16 protein-coding genes are annotated in these 14,114 nt (G+C 67.7%); 7 read left to right on the top strand and 9 right to left on the bottom strand.

What is annotated here, in order from left to right:
- Positions 1-53 precede the first annotated feature (53 nt).
- Genes lptD through FSZ13_RS16855 form a run of 6 tightly spaced genes read left to right on the top strand, consistent with a single transcriptional unit; the run spans position 54 to position 7,071 of the window.
- On the top strand, positions 54-2,510 hold the full coding sequence (lptD, locus tag FSZ13_RS16880) for an LPS-assembly protein LptD (RefSeq protein ID WP_145481574.1): 2,457 nt from the start codon (positions 54-56) through the stop codon (positions 2,508-2,510).
- Complete coding sequence (locus FSZ13_RS16875) at positions 2,507-3,856, top strand: peptidylprolyl isomerase (protein ID WP_145481573.1); 1,350 nt, start codon at positions 2,507-2,509, stop codon at positions 3,854-3,856. Before lptD ends, FSZ13_RS16875 begins: the two co-directional genes overlap by 4 nt.
- A gap of 11 nt (positions 3,857-3,867) precedes the next feature.
- Positions 3,868-4,848 (top strand): 4-hydroxythreonine-4-phosphate dehydrogenase PdxA, encoded by a 981-nt coding sequence (gene pdxA / locus FSZ13_RS16870; RefSeq protein WP_145481572.1) that lies wholly within the window; start codon positions 3,868-3,870, stop codon positions 4,846-4,848.
- Positions 4,845-5,660 carry a 16S rRNA (adenine(1518)-N(6)/adenine(1519)-N(6))-dimethyltransferase RsmA gene (gene rsmA / locus FSZ13_RS16865; protein ID WP_145481571.1) on the top strand — a complete coding sequence of 272 codons (816 nt, stop codon included), beginning with the start codon at positions 4,845-4,847 and terminating at the stop codon, positions 5,658-5,660. Before pdxA ends, rsmA begins: the two co-directional genes overlap by 4 nt.
- 21 nt (positions 5,661-5,681) lie before the next feature.
- On the top strand, positions 5,682-6,065 hold the full coding sequence (gene apaG / locus FSZ13_RS16860; protein ID WP_145481570.1) for a Co2+/Mg2+ efflux protein ApaG: 384 nt from the start codon (positions 5,682-5,684) through the stop codon (positions 6,063-6,065).
- A gap of 13 nt (positions 6,066-6,078) precedes the next feature.
- Positions 6,079-7,071 carry a symmetrical bis(5'-nucleosyl)-tetraphosphatase gene (locus tag FSZ13_RS16855; protein ID WP_145481569.1) on the top strand — a complete coding sequence of 331 codons (993 nt, stop codon included), beginning with the start codon at positions 6,079-6,081 and terminating at the stop codon, positions 7,069-7,071.
- A 21-nt stretch (positions 7,072-7,092) separates the two neighbouring features.
- Here the strand turns inward: FSZ13_RS16855 and FSZ13_RS16850 are convergent, their stop codons facing one another.
- The 9 genes from FSZ13_RS16850 to FSZ13_RS16810 all read right to left on the bottom strand — a co-directional run bounded on the left by FSZ13_RS16850 (position 7,093) and on the right by FSZ13_RS16810 (position 13,209).
- Positions 7,093-7,584: a dihydrofolate reductase gene (locus tag FSZ13_RS16850; RefSeq protein WP_145481568.1), complete on the bottom strand. Its 492-nt coding sequence runs from the start codon at positions 7,582-7,584 to the stop codon at positions 7,093-7,095.
- Positions 7,584-8,132, bottom strand: coding sequence for a hypothetical protein (locus FSZ13_RS16845; protein WP_145481567.1), 549 nt, complete (start codon positions 8,130-8,132; stop codon positions 7,584-7,586). Before FSZ13_RS16845 ends, FSZ13_RS16850 begins: the two co-directional genes overlap by 1 nt.
- Positions 8,133-8,158: 26 nt before the next feature.
- Entirely contained in the window at positions 8,159-8,953 is a 795-nt protein-coding gene (locus FSZ13_RS16840; RefSeq protein ID WP_145481566.1) for a thymidylate synthase, read from the bottom strand.
- A complete protein-coding gene (gene lgt, locus FSZ13_RS16835) occupies positions 8,950-9,846 on the bottom strand; it encodes a prolipoprotein diacylglyceryl transferase (RefSeq protein ID WP_145481565.1) in 897 nt (298 codons plus the stop codon). Before lgt ends, FSZ13_RS16840 begins: the two co-directional genes overlap by 4 nt.
- Positions 9,847-9,894: 48 nt before the next feature.
- A complete protein-coding gene (locus FSZ13_RS16830; protein WP_145481564.1) occupies positions 9,895-10,380 on the bottom strand; it encodes a TPM domain-containing protein in 486 nt (161 codons plus the stop codon).
- Entirely contained in the window at positions 10,380-11,267 is an 888-nt protein-coding gene (locus FSZ13_RS16825; protein WP_260844231.1) for a TPM domain-containing protein, read from the bottom strand. Before FSZ13_RS16825 ends, FSZ13_RS16830 begins: the two co-directional genes overlap by 1 nt.
- Before the next feature lie 10 nt (positions 11,268-11,277).
- On the bottom strand, positions 11,278-11,913 hold the full coding sequence (locus tag FSZ13_RS16820) for a LemA family protein (protein ID WP_145481563.1): 636 nt from the start codon (positions 11,911-11,913) through the stop codon (positions 11,278-11,280).
- 125 nt (positions 11,914-12,038) lie between these two features.
- The gene (locus tag FSZ13_RS16815) at positions 12,039-12,788 is read right to left on the bottom strand and encodes a TerC family protein (protein WP_123728386.1); all 750 of its coding nucleotides are present in this window, start codon (positions 12,786-12,788) and stop codon (positions 12,039-12,041) included.
- Between the two features lie 40 nt (positions 12,789-12,828).
- Positions 12,829-13,209, bottom strand: a complete 381-nt coding sequence (locus FSZ13_RS16810; protein WP_145481562.1) for a diacylglycerol kinase — start codon at positions 13,207-13,209, stop codon at positions 12,829-12,831.
- 180 nt (positions 13,210-13,389) lie between these two features.
- Here FSZ13_RS16810 and FSZ13_RS16805 point away from each other — a divergent pair, with 180 nt between their 5' ends.
- On the top strand, positions 13,390-14,112 hold the full coding sequence (locus FSZ13_RS16805; protein ID WP_145481561.1) for an SGNH/GDSL hydrolase family protein: 723 nt from the start codon (positions 13,390-13,392) through the stop codon (positions 14,110-14,112).
- Positions 14,113-14,114 lie beyond the last annotated feature (2 nt).

The raw sequence follows: 14,114 nt of genomic DNA, 5'->3' as shown, positions 1-14,114 counted from the left end.
ATGCAAGGGATGGGGCAAGCTACGATCCGTTTTCGCCTGAATCCGAATCCCGCGTGCGCCGAGCCCTCCGCCTGCTGCCTCTCCCCCTGAGCATCGCCATCTGCCTGCCGGCCATGGCCGACGAGAAACCGGTGAACTGGGGCCTGTGTCCCGTCACCGATGTCCTGCCGGCCTTCCAGGACGCCCCTGCGGCGGACAAGGCCGCGGCGGAAACCCGCGACCAGCAGCCTACCGACATCGAAGGCGACACCCTGTCCGGCACCAGCACCGTGCCGCAGTACCAGGGCAATGTGGCGCTGAAGCGTGGCGACCAGTTCCTGGGCACCGACCACCTGAGCTTCGACACCGAAAGCGGCAACTACATCGCCGAAGGCAACGTCCGCTACCAGGACGCTTCGATCCGGATGACCGCCAAGCGTGCCGAGGGCAACCAGGAAGCGGACACCCACAAGATCAGCGACATCCAGTACCAGCTGGTCTCGCGGCGCGGCCATGGTGGCGCCGACTCGATCGACCTGCAGGGCTCGGTCGGGCAGATGCACCGCTCCACCTACACCACCTGCGATCCCTCGCAGCCGGTGTGGAAGCTGTCGGCGCCGCAGATCGAAGTGGACAATGACGAAGGCTTCGGCACCGCGCGCAACGCCGTGCTGCGGATCGGCAAGGTGCCGGTACTGTGGGCGCCGTACTTCAAGTTCCCGATCGACGACCGCCGCCAGACCGGCCTGCTCTACCCGCAGCTGGGCCTGTCCGGGCGCAACGGCTTCGATTACGCACAGCCGATCTACTTCAACCTGGCGCCGAACTACGACGACACCCTGACCCCGCGCTACATGAGCAAGCGCGGCCTGATGCTCGACAACGAGTTCCGCTATCTCTACGACGGCGGCCGTGGCGAGCTGCAGACCGCCTACCTGCCCAATGACAAGCTGCGCGACAAGGATCGCGGCCAGGTCGAGTACCAGGGCTACCACAACCTCAATCCGACCTGGCAGGCGCGCGCCAACATCGCCTGGGTCACCGACGAGCGTTATACCGAAGACTTCTCCAGCAAGCTGCTGGGGGTGGCCACTACCAGCCTGCAGAGCCAGGTCGGCATCTACGGAACCGGCGAGAACTGGAGTGGCGGCCTGATGGCCGACTACTGGCAGAACACCGACTACACCCTGACCGAAGCCTCGCTGCCCTACGCGCGCCAGCCGCGACTGTTCGGCACCTGGGACAAGCCGCTGCTGCCGTGGCTGGAAGTGGGCGTGTACGCCGAGGCGGTGCACTTCACCCACGATGATGTCGTCGGCAAGTTTGGTCCCGAGCAGGACTACGAATCGAACGGCATCGTGACCCCGTATTACAACGGCTCGCGCCTGGACGTTAAGCCGTACGTGTCGCTGCCGTTTGCCGGCGCGTCCTGGTATGTCACCCCGACCCTGGCCTACCGCTACACCGGGTATGAGCTGGACCGCGGCTTGGCCGACCAGACCCGGCTGCAGGCGTTCCGCGACGCCGGTGTCGACCCGGCCACGTTGACCCCGGACCAGCTGCGCGGCAACACCTCCCCGCATCGCAGCGTGCCGATCGCCAGCCTCGACGCCGGCATGTTCTTCGACCGCGAAACCACGATCAACGGCAAGGGCTACCTGCACACGCTGGAACCGCGGCTGTTCTACCTGCGCACGCCGTACCGCGACCAGAGCGACCTGCCGATCTTCGATACCCGCGACTTCACCTTCAGCTGGGGCCAGCTGTTCCGCGACTCGCGCTACACCGGCGCCGACCGCCAGAACGACGCCAACCAGCTGACCATGGCGCTGAGCACCCGCTTCATCGACCAGACCACCGGGCGCGAGCGGTTCTCCGGCAGCATCGGCCAGATCCTGTACTTCGATGATTCGCGGGTCACCCTGCCGGGCCAGCAGGCCCAGATCGAACAGGGCAAGTCGGCCTGGATCGCCGATGCCAACTACGCCATCAACGACCGCTGGAACCTGGGCGCCACCTACCAGTGGGATCCCAAGTACAAGCGCGAGGACCTGGCCAGCGTGCGTGCGCGCTACCTGATGTCCAACGACGGCATCGTCAACCTGACCTACCGACACCGCCTCAATTCGGCCGCCCCGGCGACCGCGACCAAGGAAGAGCGGACCCTGCTGGAGCAGGTCGACCTGTCCTTCCTGTACCCGATCAATGCCACCTGGAGCGTGGTCGGGCGCTACTACTACTCGCTGGAAGACAAGGCCCCGCTGGAAATCATCGGCGGCGTGCAGTGGGACAGCTGCTGCCTGGCGGTGCGCGCCCTGGCCCGCCGCTACGTCCGCAACCGCGAAGGTGAGCTGAACAATTCGTTCCAGATCGAGTTCGTGCTCAAGGGCCTGAGCTCCATCGGCCAGAACACGGACCGCACTTTGCGCCGTGCTATTCTCGGCTATTACCGGGACGACCTCTATCTCGTGCCGCCCAGCACTACCGGTGCGCCCACGCGCGATGACTACGATCCGAACCTGATCCCATGACCAAGACCCTTCCCGTCCTCCTCGCCTCCGTCCTTGCCGTCACCACCGTTGCCGCGCCGTTGCAGGTGCTGGCCCAGCAGACCCAGTCGCTGGACCGCATCGCCGCCATCGTCGACGAGGACGTGGTGCTGCAGAGCGAGCTGGACCGCGCCGTCCAGAACATCAAGGCCCAGTACGCCGGACGGGAAGCCCAGCTGCCGCCCGATGACGTACTGAACCGCCAGGTGCTGGAGCGCCTGGTGCTGGTCAAGCTGCAGGTGGCGCGGGCCGAGGGCAGCGGCATCAAGGTCAGCGACCAGGAACTCAACCAGGCGTTGAACTCGATCGCCCAGCAGAACGGCTCCAACCTGGACGCCCTGCGCCAGCGCCTGGCCGCCGACGGCCTGGATTTCAACGACTTCCGCAATTCGGTCCGCGACGAGATCACCGTGCAGCGCCTGCGCCAGAGCTTCGCGCAGAGCCGCATCAGCGTCAGCGAAGGCGAAGTGGATGCGGCGATGAAGCAGGAAGCCACCGCCGGCACCCAGTACCACCTGGCACACATCCTGATCGCGCTGCCGGAAGGCGCCACCGCCGACCAGATCGCCACCGGCCAGAAGAAGGTCGACGGCGTCAAGGCGCTGCTGGACAAGGGCGAGCTGGACTTCAACGCGGCTGCCGTACGCTATTCCGACAGCCCCAACGCGCTGGAAGGCGGCGACCTCGGCTGGCGTTCGCTGGACGAGATCCCGGGCGCCTTCGCCCAGATGATGACCAGTATGAAGGCCGGTGACGTGGTCGGCCCGCTGCGCGGCCCGAGCGGTTTCCAGCTGCTCAAGCTGGTCGAAGTGCGTGATGCCAGTGCCGCCGCCGGGGGCCAGACCATCACCGAATACCACGGCCGGCACATCCTGATCCGGGTCAACGACCAACAGGACAACGCCGCCGCCAAGGCCAAGATCGACACCCTGCGTGCACGCATCGCCGGCGGCGCGGACTTCCAGGCCGTGGCCAAGGAGTCTTCCGAAGACAACAACACCAAGGGCCAGGGCGGTGACCTCGGCTGGTTCCCGGTCGACGCCTTCGGTGCCGACTTCGGCCGGCAGGTCAGCGGGCTCACCGACGGCGGTGTCAGCCAGCCGTTCCGCACCGACGCGGGCTGGCACATCGTGGAACGCGTGGCGACCCGCCAGACCGACGCCGGCACCGACAACAAGCGCGCCCAGATCCGCGAGACCATCGGTCGCCGCAAGCTGGAAGAGGAATACAACCGTTACCTGCAGGAACTGCGTGGCGAAGCCTACGTGGACCTGCGCACCGGCGACCGCGCCCAGGCCACCCCGGCCCCGGCGCCCGCCAAGCCCTGAGACCGCCGCCGATGATCCCGCAGCTCGCTCTGGTACCGGGCGAGCCCGCCGGGATCGGCCCGGAACTCTGCCTGCGCCTGATCCAGCAGCCGCGCACCGATTGCCGCCTGCTGGCCTTCGCCGATCCGGACACGCTGCGTGCCGCGGCGTCCGCGCTGGCGTTGCCGCTGAATCTGCTGCCTGAAGATGCGATCGCCCGCGAGCCGGGCGATCTGCCGTTGTGCGAGGTGCGCAACGCGGTCCCGTCGCGCTTTGGCCATCCCGATCCGGCCAATGCCGGGGCGGTGATCGGTGCCCTGCTCCAGGCCGGCCAGGCCTGCCTGGACGGACGCGTGGACGGGGTGGTGACCGGCCCGGTGCACAAGGCGGTGATCAACCAGGGCGGGATCGCCTACAGCGGCACCACCGAACTGCTGGCCGAACAGGCCGGCGTGCAGGTGGTGATGATGCTGGCCAACGACATCGTCCGCGTGGCCCTGGCCACCACCCACCTGCCCCTGCGCGCGGTGGCCGACGCGATCACCGGCGACGGCCTGGCGGCCACCCTGCACACCGTGCATGGCGCCCTGCGCGACCAGTTCGGCATCGCCGCGCCGCGGATCGCGGTGCTGGGACTGAACCCGCACGCCGGTGAAGACGGCCACCTCGGCCGCGAAGAACTGGACCTGGTGATACCGCTGCTGGAGCGCCTGCGCGCCGGGGGCATGGACCTGGTCGGGCCGCTGCCGGCCGACACCGCATTCCTGCCACAGAAGCTGGCCGGCTTCGACACGGTGCTGGCGATGTACCACGACCAGGGCCTGCCGGTGCTGAAGTACAGCGGCTTCGAGCAGGCCGTGAACATCACCCTCGGCCTGCCCTACCCGCGCGTGGCGGTGGACCACGGCACGGCGCTGGAACTGGCCGGCCGCGGCAGCGCCGACCCTTCCAGCCTGCTCGCCGCCACCGCCTTGTGCGCCCGGCTGGCCCGGCAACGTAAAATGAGCGCATGACTTCTCCGCATTCCCCCTCCGCGCCCGGCTTCACCGCCCCGGCGAAAAAGCAGCTGGGCCAGCATTTCCTGGCCGACCGCAGCTACATCGACAAGATCGTGCTGGCGGTCAATCCGAAGGATGACGACCGCCTGGTCGAAATCGGACCGGGCCAGGGTGCGATCACCCTGCCGCTGCTGCGTCGCCATCCGCGCCTGACCGTGATCGAGTTCGACCGCGACCTGATCGCGCCGTTGACCGCGGCTGCGGCGCCGCTGGGTGAGCTGACCATCGTGCACCGCGACGTGCTGCAGGTGAACTTCACCGAGCTGGCCGGCGACGGCCAGATCCGGCTGGTCGGCAACCTGCCCTACAACATTTCCTCGCCGATCCTGTTCCATGCGATGGAGCATGCGGCGGTGATCCGCGACATGCATTTCATGTTGCAGAAGGAAGTGGTCGACCGCATGGCCGCCGAGCCGGGCAGCAAGGTCTATGGCCGCCTCAGCGTGATGCTGCAGGCCTGGTGCAGGGTGACCTCGCTGTTCGTGGTGCCGCCGGGTGCGTTCCGGCCGCCGCCGAAAGTGGATTCGGCGGTGGTGCGGCTGGTGCCGCGCGACCCGGCCACGGTCGGCATCATCGACCGCAAGCGCTTTGCCGAGGTGGTCCGGTCCGCATTCGGGCAGCGCCGCAAGACGCTGCGCAACGCGCTCAACGGGGTGGTCACGCCGGAGCAGTTCGAGGCGGCCGGGGTGCGCAGCGATGCACGCGCCGAGCAGCTGGCCGTCGCCCAGTTCATCGCGCTGGCCAATGTGCCGCGCGCGGAAGATTGAAACACCCTCTACACTGCCCGCATGAACGACGCTGCAAACTATGCGATCTCGGTCGAGGTCGCGCCACGCTTCCTGGATGACCAGTCCACGCCCGAGGACGGACGCTATGCGTTCGCCTATACGATCCGCATCCACAACCGGGGCCGCGTGGCGGCACGGCTGGTGGCGCGGCACTGGCGGATCACCGATGGCAACGGCCGGGTCGAGCACGTGGACGGCGACGGGGTGATCGGTGAGCAGCCGCGGCTGCGTCCGGGTGAAGACTTCCGTTACACCTCCGGTGTCATGCTGGAAACGGAACACGGCACGATGCAGGGGCATTACGACATGGTGGCCGACGATGGCACCGAGTTCGCGGCCCCGATCGCACCGTTCGTGTTGACCATTCCGCGCACGCTGCACTGATGGAGGCGCACGCATGAGTGTCTGGGCCATCGGCGACCTGCAGGGCTGTTATGAAGTGACCCAGCGCCTGCTGGAGAAGATCCGCTTCGACCCGGCGGTGGACAAACTGTGGTTCTGCGGCGACCTGGTCAACCGCGGCGGGCAGTCGCTGGAAACGCTGCGGCTGGTGCATTCGCTGCGCGAGCACAGTGTGGTGGTGCTGGGCAACCACGACCTGTCGCTGCTGGCGGTGGGCGCGCGCTCCGAGGAGGAGCAGCGCAAGGTCAACCCGGACCTGCTGCGGATCGTGCAGGCGGAGGACCGCGACACGCTGCTGGACTGGCTGCGCCTGCAGAAACTGGTGCACGTGGACCGCGAACTGGGCTGGATGATGGTGCACGCGGGGCTGGCCCCGAAGTGGACCACGCAGCTGGCGGAGAAGCATGCGCGGGAGGTCGAGCAGCAGCTGCATGGCAGCGGCTATCGCAAGCTGTTCCGCAACATGTACGGCGACAAGCCGGTGTGGTCGCCGGGGCTGTCGGGCTACGACCGTTCGCGCGCGATCATCAACCTGCTCACGCGCATGCGTTACTGCACGCCGCGCGGGCGGATCGGGATCGAGGACAAGGGCACGCCGGGCACGCAGGAACAGGGGCTGTACCCCTGGTTCGAGGTGCCGGGTCGGGTCGAGCGCGACCTGAAGATCGTCTGCGGTCACTGGTCGGCGCTCGGCCTGACCATCACCCAGGGCGTGCACGCGATCGACACCGGCGCGGTCTGGGGCGGCAAGCTCACCGCGCTGCAGCTGGATACCGAGGAACTGCGCGTCGTCCAGGTTCCGGGCCGCGATGTTCCCAAGCCGGTCACCCCGCCGCGCCCGCCGGCGCGCCGCAACGAGGGCGAAGGCAGCGGCCGCCCGCCACGTGGCCCGCGCAACAACGCGAACCGCGGCGCGCGCCCGCAACAGCCGCGCCGCACTCCGGAACCGAGCGGCAACGAAGGCAACAGCACTCCGACCACGGCCTGACCCGCAACTCACGTGCGGCGGTCAGCGGCGCACGTAATCCACGAAATCGAATGCGAAGGCGTGCCTTTCATCCGCTGGATGGTGTTCGCGCCTGGACTCACTCCACTGCTGCGGATCTACCGGTGGGAAATGCGTATCGGCCTCGACCCGGGTATCCACCCAGGTCAGGTACAGATCGGTTGCCTGCGCCATCGCCAGGCGGTAGATCTCGCCGCCACCGATCACGCACAGCTCGTCTGCGCCTGCATCTGCCGCGAACGTCAGCGCTTCGTCGATGCTGCTCACTGCCTGCATGCCGTCGAACGGCACCACGCCCGACCGGGTCAACACCAGGTTCGGCCGGCCCGGCAGCGCGCGGCCAAGCGACTGCGCGGTCTTGCGCCCCATCAGGATCGGCTTGCCGATGGTCAGCGCCTTGAAGCGCTTGAGGTCGTCCGGCAGCTGCCACGGCAACTGGTTCTCATGACCGATGCCATGATCCATGTCCAGCGCGGCGATCAGCGACAGCCGCATCATTCCGCTCCTCTGTTGGCCGTAGGGCCGCACAGCACCTTCATCCCGGCGATGGCGTCCAGTACATCCTGCTCGACCGGCGATCCTTCAGGCCGGTCAAATTTGATCCACGCGAAGGAAACGACCAATGGAACCAGCCACTGGGTCAACCGCGACCCATCCGCGCGCGCGGCTTCGCTGCGATAGGTCTGGAAAGCATCGAGGGTGATCCAGCCACCGCCTTTTGCGCGCTTCAGCGTCTTGTCCTGCTCGATGGTCACCGACGCGAGTATCTCCATGCCTTTCGCCGAATCGAGGCGTCCGACCGCAGGGCCGCAGCTCAGGGTGAGCGTGACCGGCCGCGCGGCATCCAGGCGTTCGCCGGTCAGGGTGATCTCCACGCTCGTGGCCAGGTTCGGATGCGCCGGGTTGGCCGGCGCCACGGACGCGACAATGTCGTCGGGTAGCGTGATCCGACCCGCGGGCCCTTGTACGACCCCTGCCTGGGCGAGGCTGCTGACGGCGGACAGTGCGATAACGCATGCGAGCGCGACTGCGTGTGAGTGCATGGATCCCTCCTTGGTGAACATCATCCTCAGACCGCCACCGGCGCCTTGATCGCCGGGTGCGGGTCGTAGCCGTCGATGCGGATGTCGTCGAACTGGAAGCCGAACAGGTCGGTGACGTCCGGGTTCAACCACAGCGTCGGCAGCGCGCGCGGTTCGCGCGCCAGCTGCTCGCGGGCCTGCTCATAATGATTGGAATACAGGTGCGCATCACCCAGGGTGTGCACGAAATCGCCGACGCCCAGCCCGGTGGCCTGCGCCACCATGTGGGTCAGCAGCGCATAGCTGGCGATGTTGAACGGTACGCCGAGGAAGATGTCGCCGCTGCGCTGGTACAGCTGGCAGCTCAGCTTGCCGTCCACCACGTAGAACTGGAACAGGTTGTGGCAGGGCATCAGCGCCATCTGCGAAAGCTCGCCGACATTCCAGGCGCTGACCACCAGGCGGCGCGAATCCGGGTTGCGCTTGATCTCGTCCACCAGCCACTGCATCTGGTCGATGCTGCCGCCGTCGGCGGTGGCCCAGCTGCGCCACTGCTTGCCGTAGATCGGGCCGAGATCGCCGTTTTCGTCAGCCCACTCGTCCCAGATCCGGACCTGGTGGTCCTTCAGGTAACCAATGTTGGTATCGCCCTTCAGGAACCACAGCAGCTCATGGATGATCGAGCGCAGGTGCAGTTTCTTGGTGGTGACCAGCGGGAAGCCGTCGGCCAGGTTGAAGCGCATCTGCCAGCCGAACACGCTGCGCGTGCCGGTGCCGGTGCGGTCGGATTTCTCGCTGCCGTGCTCGAGCACGTGCCGCAGCAGGTCCAGGTAGGCCTTCATGCCTTGCTCCCGGCCGCGGCAGGCTCGGCGGGAAGCACCGGCTGCAGCACCGGCGCGCGGCGCGACAGCACCAGCAGCACCACGCCCAGCGCGACCAGCGGCAGGCTCAGCAGCTGGCCACGGGTAAACCAGTCGAAGGCGAGGTACACGCCGTTGTCGGGCATGCGCACGAACTCAACGGCGAAGCGGAACACGCCGTACATCAGCGCGAACAGGCCCGAGATGAGGTAGCGCTGGCGGGGCTTGGCCGAGACCGTCCACAGCACCGCGAACATCACCAGCCCTTCCAGCAGCGCTTCATACAGCTGCGAGGGGTGGCGTGCGAACTGATTGAGCGCGCCGCTGGCGAACTGCTCGCGCAAGGCCGGCAGGTCCAGCTGGTTCAGCGGTGCCGGCAGGCCGGACGGGAACACCACGCCCCAGCTGCCGTCGGTGTACTTGCCCCAGAGCTCGGCGCCGATGAAGTTGCCGATGCGACCGAACCCGAGCCCGAGTGGCACCAGCGGCGCCATGAAGTCGATGGTGTCGCCCAGGTGCAGGCGGTGCTTGCGCGACCAGTACCACGAGGCGAACAGCACGCCGAGCAGGCCGCCGTGGAAGCTCATGCCGCCGTCCCACACCTTGAACAGCAGCAGCGGGTTGTGCAGGAATTCCGAGGTGGCATAGAACAGCATGTAGCCCACGCGGCCGCCCACCACCACGCCGAGCATGGCGTAGAACAGCAGGTCGGAGAAGCCATTGGCATCCACCCCCGGCAGGCGCCCCGCCGCGATCCGCCGGCGCCCCAGCCACCAGGCCGCCATGAAGCCGAACAGGTACATGATGCCGTACCAGTGCACCTTGACCGGCCCAAGCGAAAGGGCGATGGGGTCGATATCGTGGAAATAGATCATGGGCGGCGCCTTGCAGGTAAGCGGCTATTCTACGGCCGCCCACCGACCTCAAAGTAGCTGGGGGCTGTCCGGAAGGGCGTCGTCCTTCGACCCCGACCCGGGCGGATAGTGCCCGGCCAGTATCGCCGAGACTTCTTCGATGGCCAGCAGTACCGCATCCTGCAGGGTGCCGTCGCGCAACTGCTGCTGCATGTGCGCGCACACCGCCTGCCACTGCGCCTCGCCGACCTTGCCGCGCAGGCCGCGGTCGGCGACCAGCTCGATGGCGTGGTCGGCGAGCAGCAGGTAGACCAGCACGCCGTTGTTGTGTTCGGTGTCCCAGGTGCGCAGCTGGGCAAAGGCCTGCTCGGCGCGCTGGCGCGGGGTGACGCCCTGCCAGAGCGCCCGCCACGGCAGGTCGGCTTCCACCGCGAACATGACCTGGCCACCGTGGCGCCGCTCACCTGCGGCGATCGCTTCAGTGATCGCCTGCAGGCGCTCCGGCGGGAAGCTGCGCGACAACGAGGGGGCGGACAGATGGCGCCAGATGCGCATCACCAGCCTCCCGAGGCGCCGCCGCCGCCGGAGCGGCCACCGCCGCCACCCCAGCCGCCACCGCCGCCAAAGCCACCACCACCGCCGCCCCAGCCGCCGCCGCCGAAACCGCCCCCGCCCCAGCCGCTGTTGCGTGCGAAGCGGCCGGCGCGGCCGGACGAGAAGCCGACGAACAGGCCGATCAGGCCGGCCAGGCCACTGGCCAGCCACAGCGAGGTGAACAGGAAGGCGGCCACCGCCGCACCGCCGCCACCGAGCAGCGCGCGCAGCGGACGGGGCAGCCAGCCCAGCAGGGCGCGGGCAAAGGTGCCGACGAAGAAACCGATCACCAGCGCCACGGTAAAGCCGTCGCCGCCGCTGCCGCGCGGGGCGGGATTGGCGCTGACCGGGGCCGGCAGTTCCTCGCCGTCGATCAGCTTGACCAGCGCGGCAGTGCCGTCGGCAAGTCCACCGGCGTAGTCGCCGCTGCGGAAGTGCGGGGCCAGGTATTCCTGGATGACGCGGTTGGCAATGGCATCGGGAATGGCGCCTTCCAGCCCGTAGCCGGGTTCGATCCGCACCTTGCGGTCGTCCTTGGCGACCACCAGCAGCACGCCGTCATCCACGCCCTTGCGCCCGACCTGCCACTGCTCGAACACGCGCTGCGTGTACTGCTCGATGGTCTCCGGCTGGGTGCTGGGCACCATCAGGATCTGCAGCTGGCTGCCCTTGCGCTGCTGCAGGGCCAGCGCCTGGGCTTCCAGCGCCTGCTTCTGCGTGGCGTCCAAGGTGCCGGTGGTATCCACCACCGGCGAGCTCATCGGCGGAATCTCCGCTTCGGCCTGCGCCCATGCGGGCCCGGCCAGGCACAGCCCCAGCAGCAGCAACGCGCGCAGCAGCGGGCGGATGTTCACCGGATCACTGCGCCGGGGCCTGCTGCGGCTGCGGCGCCGGCGCCGGGGCCGCCGGCTGCGCACCGAACTTCACCGCCGGCGGCTGCGAAATCTGCGCTTCGTTCTCGACCGTGAAGTTCGGCTTTTCCTTGTAGCCGAAGATCTTGGCGGTGATCAGCTGCGGGAACGAGCGGATGTAGGTGTTGTAGTCCTGCACCTGCTGGATGTAGCGCCCGCGGGCCACGGTGATGCGGTTCTCGGTGCCCTCCAGCTGCGCCTGCAGGTCGCGGAAGCCCTGGTCGGACTTGAGGTTCGGGTAGTTCTCGGTAACCACCAGCAGTCGCGACAGCGCCCCGCTGAGTTCGCCCTGCGCCTGCTGGAACTGCTTCAGCGACTCGGCGTCGTCGGCATTCACATTGACCTGGCCCACCCGCGCACGCGCGTTGGTGACGTCGGTCAGCACCTGCCGTTCCTGGTCGGCATAGCCCTGCACGGTCTGCACCAGGTTGGGGATCAGATCGGCACGGCGCTTGTACTGGTTGAGCACTTCGGCCCAGCCGGCCTTGACCTGCTCATCCTTCTGCTGGATCGAGTTGTAGCCACAACCTGACAACAGGCTGGCCAGCAGGGCCAGCAGGATCAGTCGGGGGGAGATACGCATGGCCGGCTCCGGATCGGGATGGACGCGGCCGGAGAATGGCATGAATAGGGGTTAATTCCCCGTTAGGGTGTGCGGGGGGGGCCGCATACCACCCGGTGGGTACCGACCGTTGGTCGGTACCGGCTTCACCAATTGCCGGCGCCCGGCACGTGGTGGGCCACCGCGCGGCGGCGCATCAGCAGGTTCAGCCACTCCACCAGCACCGAGAAGCCCATCGCGGCGTAGATGTACGGCTTGGGCACGTGCACGTCCAGGCCGTCCAGGATCAGCACCGCGCCGATCAGCAGGATGAAGGCCAGGGCCAGCATCTTCACGGTCGGGTTGGCGTCGATGAAGCGGCCCAGCGGGTTGGCCGCCAGCAGCATCACCGCCACCGACAGCAGGATCGCCGCGACCATCACCGGCACGTGCTCGGCGATGCCGACGGCGGTGATCACCGAGTCCAGCGAGAACACGATGTCGATGATGGCGATCTGCGCGATCACCATGCCGAACACCGCCGAGGCCTTGGTGGTGGTCGGGTCTTCGTCTTCGCCGCCGGTGATCAGCTCGCGGATCTCCATGCCGCCCTTGATGATCAGGAACAGGCCACCCACGATCAGCACCAGGTCGCGGATGGAGATGCCCATGCCGGCTACGGTGAACAGGTTGGCCTGCATGTGCGCCAGGTAGGCCAGCGAGACCAGCAGCAGGATACGGGTGATGCAGGCCACCGCGATGCCCAGCTTGCGCGCGAACGGACGGCGCGCTTCGGGCAGCTTGCTCACCGCGATGGAGATGAACACCAGGTTGTCGATGCCGAGCACGATTTCCAGTGCGCTCAGGGTCAGCAGGGTCAACCAGACGTTGGGATCGGACAGCAGCTCGAGGAACATGGAGACATCCTTACAAGGGGAAAATGACGCGCCGGGCGCGTCAGAAGATTCGCGGCGCCAGGACCAGGGCCCAGCACACCAGCACATTCATCATCAGCACGAACACCGCCGCCGAGCCCATGTCCTTGGCGCGGCCGGCCAGCTCGTGGAATTCGGCGCCGTAGCGCTCGATCACCGCCTCGATCGCTGAATTGGCCAGCTCCATGGCCAGCACCAGCAGCATCGAGCCGATCATCAGCGCGCGCTCGACCGGGCTCTCGCCCAGCCACAGCGCCAGCGGTGCCAGCACCACCAGCAGGTACACCTCGAGGCGGAATGAGGATTCGTGCAGCCAGGCTGCGCGCAGCCCCTGCCACGACCACACCGCGGCCTTGAAGATGCGCCGGGGGCCTCGCGGCAGGTGCCCGAGTTCGTCAGCCACGCCGGCACGCTCCGCGGCGGAAAGCGTGGCACAGGGGCAGGTGCAGGGCACGGCAAGGGGTCATGGGCAGCGCATGGACGGGGCGTGAATCCTCCATTTTGCCATATCCTGCACAGCCCGGCCCCCGGCACCGGACGCTCGGGGCCCTAAGATGGTCCGGTACCCTGCAAGGAGTCCCGCATGTCCCATCGCGTCACCCGTCCCCTGCTGCTCGCCCTGGCACTGACCGCCAGCCTGCCCGCGCTGGCCCTGAACACCGCGCCGGTCCCGCCGCCGCAGGTACCGGAACAGGTGTCCAACGTGGCCTGGGCCGGCGACATGGCCGCCTTCGCCAAAGCGGACGCAGCCACCCCGCCACCGCGCGGCGGCATCGAGTTCATCGGCAGCTCCTCCATCCGCATGTGGGACACCCTGGCCACCGACTTCCCGGGGCAGAAGGTGTTCAACCGCGGCTTCGGCGGTTCCGAAGTCCGCGACAGCACCTGGTACGCCGACCAGATCGTGATCCCGTACGCGCCGTGCAAGGTGTTCTTCTACGCCGGCGACAACGACCTCAACAGCGGCCGCACGCCCACGCAGGTACGCGACGACGTGGTCGCCTTCGTGCAGCGCGTGCACCGCGACCTGCCGAAGACCACCGTCGAAGTCATCTCGATCAAGCCCAGCCCGTCGCGCGCGCAACTGCTGCCGGCGGTGCGCGAAGCCAACGGGCTGATCCAGGCCGCGCTGGCGAAGTTGCCCAACACCGGGTTCACCGACGTCTACTCGCCGATGCTGGGCACGGATGGGCAGCCGCGTGCGGCGTTGTTCCGCGAGGATATGCTGCATATGACGCCGGAAGGCTATGCGATCTGGCGCGAGGCATTGGCACCGAAGGTGCGGTGTGACGCGGTGAAGCGGTAACA

It is taken from the genome of Stenotrophomonas rhizophila (assembly GCF_007667275.1).
GTDB lineage: Bacteria > Pseudomonadota > Gammaproteobacteria > Xanthomonadales > Xanthomonadaceae > Stenotrophomonas > Stenotrophomonas maltophilia_AE.
The sequence above is the reverse complement of the archived record's forward strand: the minus strand, read 5'-3'. Positions and strand labels throughout refer to the sequence as shown.

What these genes read in the sequence shown, in the direction of transcription:
- FSZ13_RS16875 (WP_145481573.1), top strand. Translation starts at nt 2,507, where the DNA reads ATGACCAAGACCCTTCCCGTCCTCCTCGCCTCCGTCCTTGCCGTCACC.
- pdxA (WP_145481572.1), top strand. Translation starts at nt 3,868, where the DNA reads ATGATCCCGCAGCTCGCTCTGGTACCGGGCGAGCCCGCCGGGATCGGC.
- rsmA (WP_145481571.1), top strand. Translation starts at nt 4,845, where the DNA reads ATGACTTCTCCGCATTCCCCCTCCGCGCCCGGCTTCACCGCCCCGGCG.
- apaG (WP_145481570.1), top strand. Translation starts at nt 5,682, where the DNA reads ATGAACGACGCTGCAAACTATGCGATCTCGGTCGAGGTCGCGCCACGC.
- FSZ13_RS16855 (WP_145481569.1), top strand. Translation starts at nt 6,079, where the DNA reads ATGAGTGTCTGGGCCATCGGCGACCTGCAGGGCTGTTATGAAGTGACC.
- FSZ13_RS16850 (WP_145481568.1), bottom strand. Translation starts at nt 7,584, where the DNA reads ATGCGGCTGTCGCTGATCGCCGCGCTGGACATGGATCATGGCATCGGT.
- FSZ13_RS16845 (WP_145481567.1), bottom strand. Translation starts at nt 8,132, where the DNA reads ATGCACTCACACGCAGTCGCGCTCGCATGCGTTATCGCACTGTCCGCC.
- FSZ13_RS16840 (WP_145481566.1), bottom strand. Translation starts at nt 8,953, where the DNA reads ATGAAGGCCTACCTGGACCTGCTGCGGCACGTGCTCGAGCACGGCAGC.
- lgt (WP_145481565.1), bottom strand. Translation starts at nt 9,846, where the DNA reads ATGATCTATTTCCACGATATCGACCCCATCGCCCTTTCGCTTGGGCCG.
- FSZ13_RS16830 (WP_145481564.1), bottom strand. Translation starts at nt 10,380, where the DNA reads ATGCGCATCTGGCGCCATCTGTCCGCCCCCTCGTTGTCGCGCAGCTTC.
- FSZ13_RS16820 (WP_145481563.1), bottom strand. Translation starts at nt 11,913, where the DNA reads ATGCGTATCTCCCCCCGACTGATCCTGCTGGCCCTGCTGGCCAGCCTG.
- FSZ13_RS16815 (WP_123728386.1), bottom strand. Translation starts at nt 12,788, where the DNA reads ATGTTCCTCGAGCTGCTGTCCGATCCCAACGTCTGGTTGACCCTGCTG.
- FSZ13_RS16805 (WP_145481561.1), top strand. Translation starts at nt 13,390, where the DNA reads ATGTCCCATCGCGTCACCCGTCCCCTGCTGCTCGCCCTGGCACTGACC.